The 15,620-nt window shown below is 42.9% G+C and carries 17 protein-coding genes; 6 read left to right on the top strand and 11 right to left on the bottom strand.

Translation table 11 applies throughout. The annotated features are described in order from the left end of the window. Positions 1 to 159 precede the first annotated feature (159 nt). Complete coding sequence (locus tag C0J08_RS01765; protein WP_212654425.1) at positions 160 to 1,083, bottom strand: LysR substrate-binding domain-containing protein; 924 nt, start codon at positions 1,081 to 1,083, stop codon at positions 160 to 162. A 421-nt stretch (positions 1,084 to 1,504) separates the two neighbouring features. Here C0J08_RS01765 and C0J08_RS01760 point away from each other — a divergent pair, with 421 nt between their 5' ends. Genes C0J08_RS01760 through C0J08_RS01750 form a run of 3 tightly spaced genes read left to right on the top strand, consistent with a single transcriptional unit; the run spans position 1,505 to position 4,701 of the window. Further along, complete coding sequence (locus C0J08_RS01760; RefSeq protein ID WP_212654424.1) at positions 1,505 to 3,025, top strand: amino acid ABC transporter permease/ATP-binding protein; 1,521 nt, start codon at positions 1,505 to 1,507, stop codon at positions 3,023 to 3,025. Between the two features lie 48 nt (positions 3,026 to 3,073). After that, a complete protein-coding gene (locus C0J08_RS01755) occupies positions 3,074 to 3,916 on the top strand; it encodes an ABC transporter substrate-binding protein (protein ID WP_212654423.1) in 843 nt (280 codons plus the stop codon). A gap of 53 nt (positions 3,917 to 3,969) precedes the next feature. Further along, positions 3,970 to 4,701: a class II aldolase and adducin N-terminal domain-containing protein gene (locus C0J08_RS01750; RefSeq protein ID WP_212654422.1), complete on the top strand. Its 732-nt coding sequence runs from the start codon at positions 3,970 to 3,972 to the stop codon at positions 4,699 to 4,701. Positions 4,702 to 4,865: 164 nt separating this feature from the next. Here the strand turns inward: C0J08_RS01750 and C0J08_RS01745 are convergent, their stop codons facing one another. The 3 genes from C0J08_RS01745 to C0J08_RS01735 are packed head-to-tail and all read right to left on the bottom strand — an operon-like array spanning position 4,866 to position 6,327. Then, positions 4,866 to 5,339 (bottom strand): GNAT family N-acetyltransferase, encoded by a 474-nt coding sequence (locus tag C0J08_RS01745; RefSeq protein WP_212654421.1) that lies wholly within the window; start codon positions 5,337 to 5,339, stop codon positions 4,866 to 4,868. Between the two features lie 26 nt (positions 5,340 to 5,365). Beyond that, positions 5,366 to 5,797 (bottom strand): N-acetyltransferase, encoded by a 432-nt coding sequence (locus tag C0J08_RS01740; RefSeq protein WP_011978268.1) that lies wholly within the window; start codon positions 5,795 to 5,797, stop codon positions 5,366 to 5,368. After that, positions 5,794 to 6,327, bottom strand: coding sequence for a hypothetical protein (locus C0J08_RS01735; protein WP_212654420.1), 534 nt, complete (start codon positions 6,325 to 6,327; stop codon positions 5,794 to 5,796). Before C0J08_RS01735 ends, C0J08_RS01740 begins: the two co-directional genes overlap by 4 nt. Positions 6,328 to 6,569: 242 nt before the next feature. On the opposite strand from C0J08_RS01735, the gene C0J08_RS01730 reads away from it, so the two are divergent. Continuing rightward, complete coding sequence (locus C0J08_RS01730) at positions 6,570 to 9,455, top strand: bifunctional diguanylate cyclase/phosphodiesterase (protein ID WP_212654419.1); 2,886 nt, start codon at positions 6,570 to 6,572, stop codon at positions 9,453 to 9,455. Between the two features lie 43 nt (positions 9,456 to 9,498). Here C0J08_RS01730 and C0J08_RS01725 read toward each other — a convergent pair whose 3' ends face one another. Together C0J08_RS01725 and C0J08_RS01720 are read right to left on the bottom strand one after the other, a co-directional pair. Then, entirely contained in the window at positions 9,499 to 10,059 is a 561-nt protein-coding gene (locus tag C0J08_RS01725; protein ID WP_212654418.1) for a hypothetical protein, read from the bottom strand. Positions 10,060 to 10,072: 13 nt separating this feature from the next. Beyond that, a complete protein-coding gene (locus C0J08_RS01720) occupies positions 10,073 to 10,426 on the bottom strand; it encodes a DUF805 domain-containing protein (RefSeq protein WP_212654417.1) in 354 nt (117 codons plus the stop codon). A 151-nt stretch (positions 10,427 to 10,577) separates the two neighbouring features. Here C0J08_RS01720 and C0J08_RS01715 point away from each other — a divergent pair, with 151 nt between their 5' ends. Then, positions 10,578 to 11,627, top strand: a complete 1,050-nt coding sequence (locus C0J08_RS01715; protein WP_212654416.1) for a helix-turn-helix domain-containing protein — start codon at positions 10,578 to 10,580, stop codon at positions 11,625 to 11,627. On the opposite strand, the gene C0J08_RS01710 is transcribed toward C0J08_RS01715, so the two are convergent. Further along, positions 11,624 to 12,640 carry an alpha/beta hydrolase family protein gene (locus C0J08_RS01710; RefSeq protein ID WP_212654415.1) on the bottom strand — a complete coding sequence of 339 codons (1,017 nt, stop codon included), beginning with the start codon at positions 12,638 to 12,640 and terminating at the stop codon, positions 11,624 to 11,626. The two genes, C0J08_RS01715 and C0J08_RS01710, sit on opposite strands and share 4 nt — an antisense overlap. A 233-nt stretch (positions 12,641 to 12,873) precedes the next feature. On the opposite strand from C0J08_RS01710, the gene C0J08_RS01705 reads away from it, so the two are divergent. Then, positions 12,874 to 13,458 carry a helix-turn-helix transcriptional regulator gene (locus C0J08_RS01705; protein WP_212654414.1) on the top strand — a complete coding sequence of 195 codons (585 nt, stop codon included), beginning with the start codon at positions 12,874 to 12,876 and terminating at the stop codon, positions 13,456 to 13,458. Between the two features lie 48 nt (positions 13,459 to 13,506). Here C0J08_RS01705 and C0J08_RS01700 read toward each other — a convergent pair whose 3' ends face one another. The 4 genes from C0J08_RS01700 to C0J08_RS01685 all read right to left on the bottom strand — a co-directional run bounded on the left by C0J08_RS01700 (position 13,507) and on the right by C0J08_RS01685 (position 15,508). After that, complete coding sequence (locus tag C0J08_RS01700) at positions 13,507 to 13,815, bottom strand: 4a-hydroxytetrahydrobiopterin dehydratase (RefSeq protein ID WP_212654413.1); 309 nt, start codon at positions 13,813 to 13,815, stop codon at positions 13,507 to 13,509. 137 nt (positions 13,816 to 13,952) lie between these two features. Next, on the bottom strand, positions 13,953 to 14,375 hold the full coding sequence (locus C0J08_RS01695; RefSeq protein ID WP_212654412.1) for an organic hydroperoxide resistance protein: 423 nt from the start codon (positions 14,373 to 14,375) through the stop codon (positions 13,953 to 13,955). A gap of 137 nt (positions 14,376 to 14,512) precedes the next feature. Next, the gene (locus tag C0J08_RS01690; RefSeq protein WP_212654411.1) at positions 14,513 to 14,965 is read right to left on the bottom strand and encodes a MarR family winged helix-turn-helix transcriptional regulator; all 453 of its coding nucleotides are present in this window, start codon (positions 14,963 to 14,965) and stop codon (positions 14,513 to 14,515) included. An 81-nt stretch (positions 14,966 to 15,046) separates the two neighbouring features. After that, complete coding sequence (locus C0J08_RS01685) at positions 15,047 to 15,508, bottom strand: Lrp/AsnC family transcriptional regulator (RefSeq protein WP_212654410.1); 462 nt, start codon at positions 15,506 to 15,508, stop codon at positions 15,047 to 15,049. Positions 15,509 to 15,620 lie beyond the last annotated feature (112 nt).

Genomic DNA, 15,620 nt, shown 5'->3' with positions numbered 1-15,620 from the left:
CTCGCCTTTTATACGGATTTATACGTTCCCATCGGGGATTAAAATCAGCTTATGGCAGCCTATAACCTCAGTAAATTATTATTAATATACGATCTAGATAGATAAAATATTAACCAAACACATTTGCGACCCAAATTTATGAGAAAGTCACAAATACCATCAACCGACTACCTCCATGTTGTTATCTAGGTCAAAAGCCCGGCAATAGTCCATAAATAAGCGGGCCGGTTTGGTGGGTTCATTGGTTTTCAAATGCGCCATAATCAAAGCGGAACTTTCCATCTCATCTTCAATTTCAACATAAGCCAACTCTTGACCATCGTAAGTCATTTTGGAACAAGGGCGCGTAACCAACACCGAAAACCCCTGACCTTGCCCCACCATACAACGCACCATTTCAATTGAAGGTGACGTGTAGGCCACCTCAGGATGTAAGCCTTTTTCAGTAAAAATACTCAAAAAATAATTTCGACTCGGGATCACGTCTAACAACACCATAGGTTCACGGCTCAAAGCTTCTAAGGTGACAGTGGGATTCGCCGCCAAAGGATGATCCACTGGTAACAAGGCATAAGGTTTATGAGGGGCATTTAGCGGTTCTTTTCTTATCGAGTTATCCAACTCTAGGTCATATAAAAAAGCCATATCAAATTGACCTCGATGCAGACCCACCATGATTTCATGCTGTTCGCCATCCATGAGCTGTATTTCAATATCAGGATATTGACGCTTAAAACCAGCAATCAGTTTAGGAATATACAATGGGGCAACGGACTCAAAACTGCCGATGGAGATTTTTCCGCTGGTCGTGTCGCTGTTCGCTAAGGTGTTTTGTTCAAACTCGTGTGAAAAGCGCAATAACTCCCGGGCTTTATCATAAAAACGACGGCCACTGGGCGTTAAAGAAACACCTTGAGCATGATGCCTAATCAGCAACTGCTGACCAAAAGAATCTTCTAAATTTTTGATCGCAATGGAAATAGAAGGCTGAGCAATGTGAAGCTTTCTCGATGCCTCGGCAATACTTTCGGTGTCCACGACAGTGGTGAAGTAATTAAGCTGCTTTAAGGTAAAATATCTCATACATGACTCACCTGAATTTAAAAAATGTCTTTTATACTATTAACTACATAGTTTTTTACTTAGCAATGCAAATGCCAGCCCCTATCTAAATACGTCAACCAGAATCAAACATTTGTTTTTTAAAACATTTTTAAATTCACCCGCCAAAATCGAAACGACCATAAGCAAAAGGCCTGTTTTTTCTTGAGCTTTTTTGGTGCAAAAAAAGCCTTCGAAAAGATTCAATTAACTAATTGAGTGCATGATTTTTTTAATATGACAGAGGCTGGTACTAGATAGTTTTTTTAAAACTAGAAGAGAAGAAAATTGTAATTGCCTGACTTCCTGATATCGCTCCATAGTGATTAAGCAGATTAGCCGTTTCATTTCCTTGATATGAAGCAGTACCTGATTATTTTTCTGGAAGTAAGGTGATCATTTTATGATGTTCGATTGGAACTACTTGTTTAGCTTGTTTAGCTTCTCTGACTTTTGGTGGGCAAGCTGGACAGTGGTAAAGCTTAGTCTTGCAAGTTGGGTGCTAAGCATCATTGTAGGATTTGTATTGGCGTTAGGTAAACAATCTAAACTGGTTGTGTTCAACGCACCATCAAAATTTTATATTTGGCTGTTTCGTAGCTTGCCTTTATTGGTACTGCTCATTTTCGTATACAACATGCCGCAATTGTTCCCCTCCACCGGTGGCCTTCTCTCAGACCCATTTTGGGCGGGCTTAATCGCGATGGTGATGTGTGAAAGTGCCTATGTTGCCGAAATTCATCGTGGTGGTCTGCTCTCTATCCCTAAAGGGCAAAGTGAAGCGGCTAGAGCCTTAGGTATTAGGTTTGCCGGTGCTCAATGGTTAATTGTGATTCCACAAGCCCTGCGAGTAGCATTGCCTTCTCTGACGAATGAATTCATCTCGATTGTGAAGTTATCCTCTTTAGTATCGGTCATTTCTTTGACAGAAGTGCTCATGGTGGGTCAGCGTCTTTATACGCAAAACTTCTTAGTCCTAGAAACCATGGCCGCGGTTGCCATTTATTATGTGCTGATCGTTACTGTATTTGATTTTCTGCTCGGTAAATTAGAAAACTACCTTGACGTTACCAAGCGCAAAACCACCAAGCAGCCTTCTGCTGAATTCATTGAGCAAGTAAAAAATGCACCGGCCGCCACCATTACGCCAACAACGAGTTATGACGGCCCAGCCTTAAAAGCGACCAAACTCCACAAAGCCTTTAATAATGTAGAAGTACTTGGCTCAGTCAACTTGAGCATTAATAGCGGAGAAGTCGTGTCGGTTATAGGGCCATCTGGCTCAGGAAAAACCACCTTAATTCGTCTGCTTAACGGACTTGAGCAGTTGGATAATGGTGCTATTGATCTGAACGGCCAGCCTTTCTTAAAGCTACTACGTTCAAGCCCAGACAAAACACGCTTTGTGGAGAATGCGGAGCTGCGCACGCAAATTGGCATGGTATTCCAAAGTTTCAACTTATTCCCACACTTAACCGTGCTTGAAAACCTTATGTTGGCCCCTCGTTATCACAAAATGGGCACTCGTAAAGACTTGGAAATGCAAGCTTACCAACTGCTTTATAAAGTGGGCATGTTAGACCATGTTTGGAAGTACCCTCATCAATTGTCGGGCGGCCAACAACAGCGTGTTGCTATTGCTCGAGCGCTGATGATGCGCCCTCAAATCATGCTATTTGATGAGCCCACCTCGGCACTGGATCCAGAGAAAGTGAATGAAGTTTTACAAGTCATCGAGGATTTAGCGCAAGAAGGCATCACTATGGTGATCGTGACACACGAAATGAGCTTTGCCTTCAAAGTATCAGACCGTGTCGTCTTTATGGAACAAGGTCGAGTGGTCTGTGACAACTCCCCCCAAGTCCTTCGTGAAGGAAACAACCCAAGAATTGAATCTTTCCTCAAGGACGTTTCACTAACTTAATGATTAAAAAAACCAGACTCTCTATATCACTCAAAAGGAACTCAAAATATGACTATGCTTAAAAAAAATCACGGCAAAACTCTTCGCTCTTTCGCCCTAGGAGCGGCCGGAGCGCTATTAACCGTTTCTTCGATGAATGCCATGGCCTTTAAGGAAAGTGGCAAGATCATTGCGGGCTCTGATGTCACTTTTTACCCTTATGAATATATGAAAGATAACAAGCCAGCGGGATTTGATATCGAATTCTTAGACGGCTTAGCGAAAGTCATGGGACGAGAGTCTGTCACTCTTGATACACGTTGGGCGAACTTGATCCCAGGTTTACGTGGCGGCCGTTTTGATATCACCAACTCGGCTATGTACATCACGGAAGAACGTTTAAAAGTCATTGATATGATTCCTTACCTAAAAAGTGGCGTATCTATTTTGTCGGTTAAAGGCAGCGACTACCAACCTAAAACCCCTGAAGATTTCTGCGGACACACTATCGGCTCTATGGCAGGAACGGCATGGTTGAAACCCGTAAGAAAAGTCTCTGCTGAATACTGTGAAGCCAATGGTTTAGAACCAATAAAGATCAATGAATATCCAACGGACCCACAAACCACACAAGCCATGTTGTCTCGTGCCATTGATGCACAAATCACTGATGCCGCGGTAGCAGGTGGTATTGTTGAACGCTTAGGCAATCGCGTGACTTTATCGTCGGACACCTTACTCTACCCAGTACTAAACGGCTTTGGCGTTAAGAAAGGCAACGATGAAGTAAAAGAAGCATTAATTGCTGGTCTGGAAAAATACAAAAAGACACCGGAATACGAAGCGCTACTTAAGAAATACCACTTCCAAGCGCCAACTGAAGAAGACCTCAAAACACTGATGTCTAACTAAACAACGTCAAAGCGTACGCAGTCATCTGCGTACGCTTTTTTTGGGAGGCACCTATGGCTCTTTCAATCGAAGAAACGCTCCGTATCGATCTTGCCGCATCCTTTCGCATCATTGCCCATTTGGGGATGCACGAAGCCGTCGCCAATCATTTCAGTGCGGCCGTATCCGATGACGGCAAACAGTTTTTACTCAACCCAAAGTGGAAACACTTTTCTCAAATCAAAGCGAGTGACTTATTGCTCTTGGACGCCGACGATGCATCCAACGCAGAACGACCAGAAGTCGATGCGACGGCTTGGTCTATTCACGGTCAGTTGCACCAACGCCTGCCTCATGTACGTGTGGCTATGCACCTGCACCCTGTGTACACAACGGCCATTTCCACAATGAAATCGCCGAATATTCCTCCTATCGATCAAAACACCGCACGCTATTTCAATCGGGTCTCTGTTGACACCATGTTTGGTGGCATGGCCGATACCGAAGAAGAAGGCGCTCGATTATCTGGGTTACTCGCCAACAACAGCAGACTGCTGATGGGCAATCACGGCGTGATGGTCACAAGCTCGGATATCGGTATCGCATTCGATGATATTTGGACACTAGAAAGAGCCTGCCAAATTCTGGTCACGGCTTGGTCGACAGGGCAAGCTCTCAATGTGTTATCCGATGAAGTGGCCGAAAAGACCGCGCAGGATTGGGAGAAAATCACAGATTTTTCTCGCCGCCACTTTGAAGAAATGAAAGCACTGATGATTAAACAAGACCCATCGGTTCTCGATTAACGTCTCTGCTTTTATTCCACCAAAGACGCAACACAGTCAAGGCGATATCGCAGATCAAAACAGCGGAGCGCCTTGTTCAATTCTCGACAAATCAAGTTGATAAAACGCCATATTTTAAGCTTTAGGATTTGGGAACAAAGCCCTTCAACCACACAGTTTATAATTTAAAAAGCCGCCAAAGCGGCAAGAGACTCTCCCGTTAACTGATACCCTAGCCATTCGCTCTTAGGCTTAGCACCTAGTGATTCATAAAAATCGATAGCGGGTTTATTCCAATCTAAAACACTCCATTCAAATCTCCCACAGTCATTCGCTACAGCGATTCCTGCCAAATGTTTTAGTAACGCTTTTCCAGCACCACTGCCTCGTTCTGACGGTGACACATACAAATCCTCAAGATATAAACCATGCTTTCCTAACCATGTGGAATAGTTAAAAAAGTACACAGCAAAACCAATTGGATTACCCTCACTCTCACAAATGATGGCTTTAGTTGTGGAATGCTCGGAAAAGATAGAGCTTTCAATCATCTCCTTGGTTGCCAGCACTTCATGCTCTGCTTTTTCATAAGCAGCCAACTCTTTAACAAACCTAAGAATGGTGCTTGAATCTTCTCGCTTAGCTTCGCGTATCAACATGTTATAGAACTCCCTTATCAATATTGTTAAGCATTTAATGTCCAAGACATTAAGACTTCTTCATGACCCGTATGCTCACAAGGTCTGCGCTCTAATTCAGCAAAACCTTGTTGGCTATAAAAGGAATAAGCTTGACTATTTTCAGCATAAACCGTCAGGCTGAGTGACTGATGGCAATCTTTCAACGTATTAAGCAGAGCTGTGCCAATACCTTTAGATTGCGCGTCAGGAGAAACAAACAGGGCAGCAACAAAACCTTGATGGTAAGAAATGAAGCCTAAAATACGGCTATCTTGGCAATAAACCCAAGTTTCACTATTCGGTATATAAACATCACGCATCGACTCTTTTTGCGAGTCCCAAAAGGTTTCCGCAATAAAATCATGAGCCTTCACCGACGCCGAATACCAAATAGATACAACATCATTAATATCTTCGGCACTCAGTTCACGAATCATAGTTGTTCCTCCTTAACATCGATCGACACCCTATCCAATAAAGTGATGTAATCCGTTTCTGCTGACATTTTGATCGACACAGAAAGCACGGCCTCGCTTTGCTCTTCTGACCTATGTTGAAATTCTGTATCAATAGTCAAATGATAGCGCTTCGGTTGCTCTACACGCATGCTGGCTTGCAAGGCAGTAAAGTTATCTATTGCCTCATCGGACAGAGCAAGTACGTATTGGGTTCTTGGTGGTATAGGGGAAAACCAATGAGCTTCGGCAGGTAAATCTTTCACAAGAAGAAGTTTCAACGGATAATCAAACACTAAATCTCCACTAGAGGAGTCCAGTTTTAGCGATAAGTTTGTTTTATCGACATCAATTTTCAGCGGACTGTCCACTTCAATTCGACTTCTTAATTCGTGCGGATTCAAACTTAAAAAACGGCTTTCATCGAAAGCACTCAGCTTAAGCATACTGTCCAATGGCACGCTAGAGCAGCCAACAGACAAAAGGCATGCAGTCAAAGCGATTTTTTTCACATTAACTCCCTTTAAAAATAAGCAGTTCTATGGGTTACTAAACGGCTAAAATACCCTATTTTCCTCTTACTTTATCGTAGATTATAAGGTACAAAATACATTCATCTAAATGAATATTATCGGTCTTTCTGGTATTGTTCTACCGGATACAACAGAGTAAATAATCATCTATAGATAATACCCAAGATCGTCCCCCCTTAGCTTTAAGCGTCCAGTACTTTTAACGTTATGAGACATGGAATATGACTAAAGAAATAGTTGAGACAAGGAAAATCACCAAGGCAGAAGCCGAGCAATGCGCTTCAGAAGCAATACAGATTATGGGCTCAATTCAGCCACATGGCTTTCAGTTAATTCTTGACCCAGACTCATATCGTGTTGTCCAACACTCAAGTAATACATTGGACCGCCTAAAAGAAACCTCCCCAATTGATCCAAGTAAATATTCAGAGCTCATAGGCAGTCATATCGGTGAGTGGGTGGAATTTAGCGATGTATCCTGTCTAGCGACGCTATCGTCGAAAAAGTCAGTCTCTCTTGAAATGACCGATGCTGGAATCGTTCAATCATCGTCTTGGGGATGTTTTGCGCATCTGGCAAAAGGCTGGATTAGTTTAGAGTTCTCCCCGAATAAAGGCACTCAATACGATACCAATGTGTTGTTATCGCACATTGATAATATGGTCGCCTTGCTTAAATCATCTCATGATGAAACCACTTTATTTGATACGCTAGTCAATCAGTTACAAGATTACACGGAATATGATCGCGTGATGATGTATCGCTTTTTACCTGACTGGTCAGGGGAAGTCGTCGCTGAAGCGGTATCAGCAAGAGAAGAAGTCAAATATCACGGAATGCGCTTCCCTGCGGAAGATATCCCTAAGCAAGCCCGTGTTTTGTATGCATTGAGCCCGATACGCCTGTTTGCCGATGTTGATGCCGCCCCCTCTAAACTAGAACCATCATTATTACCAAATGGTGAACCGCTTGACCAAAGCTTATCGGTATTAAGAAGCATGTCGACAGTGCACCGCCGTTATCTTAAAAACATGAAAGTCGGCTCTTCCTTATCCTTGTCGATAATGAAAGGGGACCAGCTATGGGGGATGGTGGTTTTTCATCATAATGAACGTAAAACACCTACTAATGATGTGATCGCGCAGCTTCGAGTGTCAGGAGAACTATTTAGCGAAGTCATCACATCCTATCTAGTCCCTGCTGAAAAGATCAAACGTCTCACCTATGTGATGAATGCCCAATCCTATATTGAGGCGACGTTCAACCAAGCTCATATGGCTAACATCTCGGCTGCCTTATTTGAATCGATACTACAGAAAATTCAAAAAATTACTGGGTACCATTTTATTGGCATTATTTATCGGGAGCAGTCTTATGTTCTAAAAGGAACCACCTTTTTGGACCTTGGAGGTGAGACTATTGACGCCTTAAAAACACTTTTTAAAGACCAAGACGCAACCCACTTTAACTCTGAAAAACTGCACCAAGAAGCGCATAAAATACCTAGACTTGAGACAATGGTTGGTATTGCCATGATAAGAGCCAAAGTCCCCAATGACTTTTATGTTTTTATCGGCAAAGAAGAAGTCTCCAAAACCATAAAGTGGGGAGGCGTACCACAAACGGTCAATATCGTTATTGAAAACAATGAAAGACATCTAGAACCTAGAAGCTCTTTTGCATTATGGCGTCAAAATATCGCTGGAGAAAGCACCCCTTGGGAAGAACAAGACCACAACTTACTAGAGATCATTTTCAATTCAGGCAAAAATTTCTTTAGTACGAAACGCAGCCAAATGCGTATTAATCAGTTAGAAAAAAGCGCCTATTTTGACCCGCTAACCGGGTTAGCCAATCGAGAGCATTTACGTTCATTTATCGAAAATCTTAAAGATCAAAAATACATTAGCCATGTGTCTGTGCTCTTTATCGATTTGGATAATTTTAAAGACGTCAATGATTTCATGGGACATGATACAGGCGATAGATTGCTCATTACGATCGCGCAAAGACTGAATGAATGCACCTCTTCCAATGACCTAGTCGCACGTTTAGGTGGTGATGAGTTTGTCGTGGTTATAACTCATCAAGTCTTGCCCGACCCGACCTTAGCCGAGCTCATCGCCGATAAAATTATTCAGCGTATTGGCGAACCCATTTTGGATAATACACATACTCTTGTCATTACCCCCAGCATGGGCATTATTTCCGAAGACGTCAAAATGTTGGACTTTAATGAAACCCTAAAGCAAGCCGATATTGCCATGTACTCCGCCAAAAATAAGGGCAAAAATCGCTTTCATATTTTCGATCATAAAGACCAAGACCTCTTTAATAAAAAAGCCATTTTGACCATGGATCTACGAGATTGCATGGCCGAAAATTGTCTAGACCTTCATTACCAGCCCTTGGTGAATGTACAAAAAAAAGTGGTAGGCACTGAGGTGCTCGCCCGCTGGCATCATGAAAAGTTTGGTTTTGTAAGCCCTGACATTTTTATTGAAATCGCTGAAAAAAATAACCTAATTTATCCTCTTGGTTTGCAGATTATTGACAACGCTTGCCAGCAACTAGCGAAATGGTTAAAACGCAAGCAACCTATACACCTCAAAACCTTGTCTTTGAATATCAGCCCGATTCAACTGATTGAGCCGAATTTTGAAGAAGACCTATTGAACACCCTCAAGAAGCACGGTATCCCAGAAAGCATGATTCGCTTAGAAATCACGGAATCGGTTTTTATGAAGAATTATCAAGAGGCCATCTCCACCTTAACGGATTTAAGGGAGCACGGTATCACCATTTCTCTTGATGACTTCGGTACGGGGTTTTCATCACTTAACTCTTTATGGAAACTGCCCATTGATGAAGTGAAAATAGACAAATCTTTTATCTCCAATATGAGCAAAGACGACAGCCTATTTACTATGGTGGAAAGCGTCATCTCGCTTTGTAAAAAGCTTAACTTAGAAGTCGTCGCAGAAGGTATTGAACACAGTATTGAATTCAATATTTTAAAAGGCCTCGACTGTGATATTTACCAAGGTTATTTATTCAGCAAACCATTACCAGCGGACTTGTTTGAACAAACCTTCTTGGATGTCTAAACAATACCAAGCCTCTGGCGCAAATGCTTCCAGAGGCTCCTTTTTAAAGTGCAGCCAATTCTTCGCACAATACAGACTCTTGATCTAACCCAAATACCGATGACCAAGACCATTCCCCAGGATTAAGCACAAAACCATAATTAAGCGTTAAACCAGATTCAATTTTAATATCGCCAAGTTTGGCATCACTGTGATCAGTAATCACATAATCTTCACTAACCACTTCGTTCCCAGACATAAGCTCAGACTTAACTTTGTTGGAATAAATATAAAGGCGAATCGGCTCAGCGGCTTGAATACCAATACTTGCACCGCCAAAATCTCCTGCAGCAAGTCGAATCGGCGATGAGAGACACGCCGTTTGCCCTGCGGATTGCTTATCGTTTTTGACGATGATCACCCCTTTTCCCGCGATACCTCGCAGATTCAACAAGGTGCCCACTTTGGGAGACTCAATATACACCACCGCCTTGATACCATCAGTCCATTCTAGATTGCCGTTAACCGAGCTTTTTGTGTCATTACTGCAGGCAGCAAGCGACAAAAGTAGCAAAATTGAGCATAACACGGTGGATAAGTGGGGTAAGTTATTCACATATTTCATGTTTGTCTCCTGTTTATTGTATTGCGCTGTTTTGTGGATAATGGCCAACATCATTGTCGGGCTCACTGGGCAAAGCCAATAAAATGATCAAAACCACCATGCCGACAGCAGGAAGCAACACCACCAGCAACCACCAAGCGGAACGATTGGTATCCTTTAAACGCCGAACGGTTACAGACAACATAGGCAAGAACACCAACAAGCTATAAATAGCCTCTACTTTCCAAACTTCTTTAAAGAAAATTTCTAAAACAATAAACACTAACGAGATGCAAAAATTCACCCAAAAAAATTGCCAAAATTCAGCCACCGACGATCTGCCAGAAAATTCTGCATAACGCTTCCACGCCTCAACATAGCCATTCATACTTTCCTCCAACGCAGGATGATAGAAGTGTAAAATCTAGCGTTTAGCGCAGAAAATAACGTCCTAGAACAAGATTAAGGACGTCCTTGAAGGTTTTTTAGGACATAATCCTGCCTAATGAAGATAAATTGATGCGTAAAACGGAGTCAGAATGATCGCCATTCCTTTACCCTTTGTGGTTGCCCTGCTGTTAGGTATTTTGGCGGCGCTATTATTTATTCGTCGAGAAGAAACCACCCGCTCGGCATTTGTTTTTATCGCCTTGTGCGCGTTAACAACCACGGTTGTCGGTTTGCGCTGGACCTTTGATTATCCACTATTTCGGTTGCTGCAACCTATTTTGGCCTCCTGTATTCCGGTTACGGCTTGGTATTGCTTTTCCAGTGCTCACAAAAACTACAAGCTCAAGATCTGGCACCTTTTACCGCCAGTATTGGTGATTTTGTCGTCTTTTAGCTACCCGTTCTGGCGACCCCCTTTAGATCCCGCTTTGACCTTGCTGTATATCAGTTACGGAATTGCACTGTTGCGAGCCTCGTTTAAAACATCGAACCTACCAGAACAAGTACGCTTATCTGACATAGACAACGCTTTAAAAGCCGAACGCATCGCCGGTGCGATTCTATTAATATCTGCCATGATTGATGGCGCTTTAGCGGTCGATTTTGCCTTGTTTGCGGGTGAACATGCGCTCATTATTCTTGCTATTGGTCATGCGACATTACTGCCTATGCTGTCAGTTGCCGTGATTATGATGAGCTTAAGCATGGCGCCAAGCCAAAAAGAAGCCAGCCCTGAAGAGCAAGACACCCTCCCTCAAGAAGCACAGAAAGAAAAAACATCAGCGCCACTCACAGACGATGAAGTAAGCGATATAGTACACAAGATAGATGTTTTACTGAGCACCAAAGAAGTGTTTCTCGACCCTGATCTGACTCTCGACAGGCTAGCGCGCAAAGCCTGCATTCCGGCACGACAGATATCTGCCGCCATTAATCAAACGTATGGTCGGAACATCTCACAAGTGGTGAATGAATATCGCATTGAGCGAGCAAAAACGCTTCTACTCACAACCGACAAAGCCATCACCCAAATTTATTTGGACTCTGGCTTTCAGACAAAATCTAACTTCCATCGAGAGTTTTCAAGAGTGACGCAACAAACGCCAAGTGCCTTTCGTCGCGCCAATATGAAAAGTTAAGAGGCGTGCAGGAAGTGAATAATATCCAGATACATGGCTTGATGAAGCTCTTCTCTAGAACGCCAATCACCATCTCGACAAACAATGCCATCCCCCGGCACTTCCTCTTCTAGCATAGCAATAGCATTGGGTTTACACAGCTGCATAAAACTAAAGTGCGCGGCATCAGGGTAGACAATGTAGTCTCGATGTTGCTTCGGAATAAACTGGGCGAGAAAGCCAGATTCTTTTTCTTGCGGCAAGTCGCCAATATCAACACCCGCGGCAAGAATTAAAGTCGGTGTGGTGAGCGCTTGTAAACTCTGGCGAGACAAACTTCTTGCTAAACCCAGATCCAACGTCACCACCCGCTTAATACGTGCGTCTTTTAGACTATTGGTTGGCTCAGCTATTTGTGGCTGATCCAGTCCCAATTCCGCCATCAAACCACAAGTACGTGGATTGTTATAAATCTCACATTCTTGCTTTAACTGGTTGCGATCAAATTCAGCGCCCGCCAGCAACATTACCGTCCACCCGCCTAATGAATGCCCTATCGCCGTAATATTCTCTTCATCAATATGCTTTACTAAATAGGATTGTGCGAGCAGCCAGTCTAGCAAGCGAGACACATCCGTCGCACGTCTCCACCATTGTGACGCGGCCAAAGGATTGTGATCAAAAGTGGTGGTGCCCGGGTGATCCAATGCCGCCACAATATAACCATCTTGCACGAGTCGCGTTGCCAGCCAATTTTCATTACGCCAATTGCCACGGTAACCATGAGAGAGAATCACCACTGGGAATTCTCCTTGCAACGGCGTCCCCAAACGCACGGCATCCGTCCCAACAAAAACCGCATTTTCAGCGATACGCTCTTTGGGAATCCGAGTTTGAGATGGATACCACACACTCGCCTTTATAGGCCTATCACTGTTTGCATACAGAAGTACTTGATCAAAGCCTACTGAATGCGCAACCGCATTCGACACCCAACAGGCAAAAAACAAAGCCAAAACCGTTAACCATTTCATGATGATATTTTCCTTAAAAGTGCGTTTTAAAAAACGCACTATGAATGGAATACATCGACAAAACGTCCTGAAACAGGATTGAGGACAAGATATCGGCCGGTCACACCCTAGTACTCTCATAAAAAATATTGCCTTCGTTATTATTGTTACTTATCTGTCATATTAGGTCTGTATTCTGTTGTTATTCACCACATCCAACTTTGCTTTTTTAAAGCTTTTAAGGAGACAACTAAATGAAAATGAAAGGGCAATTAGACAGCGCTCAGCCGATGAAAAAGCATAAAGCAAAATCCAAGAAAAATGAGTTAAAGAAAAAGAAGCAGAACAAGTCAGAAGTAAAAAAACAGAGCAAAGTAAAAAAAGAGACAAAAAACAAAGCGCCAGTCGAGTCAGTGAACAAACCGGTGGACGTGATTAATGAGCTCGTTGTGGCAGTAAAAAAGACAGAGGCTATTTCTAATAAAACTGAATCAGACACGTCATCCGCTCATACGCCACGTCAGCGTGCATCAAAAAGTTTAGAGCCAATGACGAAAGAAGAGCAGTTGATTGCCATTAACCAAATCATCAAACGTCTATTATTAGACGAAATGACTCAGGGTACAGCACTTAAGGAATTGCGTGTCAATGTACTTGGCTTACGACAAGATGCTTACACTCAATTAACTGGCGTGTCGCGTAAAACGTTATCTGAAATCGAAAATGATAAGGGTAATTACACCGCCGAAATCATTAACAAAGTGTTCAAACCTTTTGATCTTAAAGTGGGTCTGGTTCCTACTTCCAGCCAGCTATTGGCTGCCATTTTGACAAATTAATAAACTCACAAGAAGAGGAAGCCAGACTTTAGCCTAACGAATGATTGGCTACATGCTGCAAGCGAAGGCTTCCATTTTCTTAGCAAGATCGAAGTCTTTATTCGAGATACCAGACACATCGTGGCTGGTTAATTGGATTTTGACCGTGTTGTAAACATTAAACCATTCTGGATGATGATCCTGCTTCTCTGCGTAGAGAGCACACAGGGTCATAAAGCCAAAGGCCTGTTGGAAATCTTTGAATTTAAAGGTTTTACTTAGCTTTTCGTCTTCAATTAACCAGTCATCTGACGCTTCTGTATTTAATTGGATCAATGCTTGTTCAATCTCATGCGATTCAAGCTTTCGATGTGCCATGCTTTTCTCCTTTATTTAAATAACCTACGGCCTACCAGTGTAGAGGGTAAACACGTCAGTGCCTACCCATCAAAAAAAATCCCTTTTACACCAAAGCGTAAAAGGGATTCTCAGACTGGCGATTTAATCAAAAATCATTACTTCACAGAGAAGTTCACTTCAATGTTGCCACGCGTTGCGTTGGAATATGGGCAAACTTTATGAGCCGCTTCTGTTAATTGCTCAATCACTTCTTTTTCTACACCCGGTGCGTCCACTTCTAAATCGGCACAGATAGTGAAGCCTTCACCATTGGTGTTTTCACCGATACCGATTGTCGCTTTAACACTCACGTCATTTGGCAATTTCACTTTTTGTTGAGAAGCGACCAATTTAAAAGCACCGATAAAGCAAGCAGAGTAACCCGCCGCGAACAGTTGCTCTGGGTTGGTGCCTTCACCACCCGCACCACCAAGCTCTTTTGGCGTGCTTAGAGCAAGATCCAACTTGTTATCAGATGAAACAGAACGACCGTCACGGCCACCAGTGGATGTTGCTGTTGCGCTGTAAATAGGTTTCATAATATTGCTCCTTAATAACACTATTGATGAATATTGCTTACTTAATCATTATCGCGATAACAATAATATTAAAAATAAAGGCTCACTAAATGAGCCGATGAACTTATGTTATTGCAATAACTATTATTGTGCAACCCCTATCCGAGTAATTTCTTTCTAAGGGCTACCAACTGTTCCCGCAAAGCCACCACGTCAGCCAAATCAATCCCACACGCTTCTGCCACACAGCGGTTCACTTGTAGACCCTGTTCACGGAGCTGCTTGCCTTTTTCCGTTAGACAAATGCTCAAGCTGCGGTCATCTTCCACCCCACGCAAACGTTGCACTAAACCATCAGCTTCCATGCGCTTAATCACAGGCGTTAAAGCGCCAGACTTTTGTCCTAGAGCATCACCTATGTGTTTTAAACTCACACCATCTTGCTCCCATAAAACCAACATCACCGTATATTGTGGATACGTTAGGCCAATGGCCGACAGGGGCTCTTTATAAAACTGCGTCATCGCAAGAGACGTCGAATACAAAGCAAAGCACAACTGATTGTCGAGTAATAATGGGTTATCAATACGGGATAAATCGTCAGAATTCATAATGTCCTAAGTGTGTAACACGAATAGTTATAGCGATAATAATTAAGAATTCTACTCTTTTTCATGGCTTAACGACACACCCTACACCAACAAACGTCGTGTCACTGGCGTCGATTTCACAATAGCGGTATTGGTATCGGCTAGTTCAGACACTCGATCTAAAATGGGATCTAGCTCACTAATGTCTTTCAAATATAAACGCGCAACATAGCAATCTTCACCGGTGACTTTATCGCATTCAACAAATTCCGGTATCGAACTGATTAACGCTTCTAACGCTTTTAATTTGCCCGGCAGCTGACGCATACGCACAATCGCCATCAAGCTATAACCCAGCACCTTAGGGTTCACTTCCACTCGATAGCCCGCTATCACGCCACTTTCTTCCAAACGCTTGAGCCGTTCATTAACACTGGGAGCGGTCATGCCAACAGCACGCGCTAGCTCGGTAACAGGGGTTCTGGCATTCCCATAAAGCAGCTCGATGAGCTTAGTATCAATGCCGTCTAAGGCATACTCTTCTTTTTTTAGGCTATTTCGCACTTTCACCTCCGATATAGACAGTATTTTATGATATTTACCTATTTTTATATCTGCCAAAGCTAGGCTTTCGGATCTATTCTATTCACCATAGAACACTTCCTCGAAAAAAGGT

It is taken from the genome of Marinomonas sp. CT5, from assembly GCF_018336975.1.
GTDB lineage: Bacteria > Pseudomonadota > Gammaproteobacteria > Pseudomonadales > Marinomonadaceae > Marinomonas.
The sequence above is the reverse complement of the archived record's forward strand: the minus strand, read 5'-3'. Positions and strand labels throughout refer to the sequence as shown.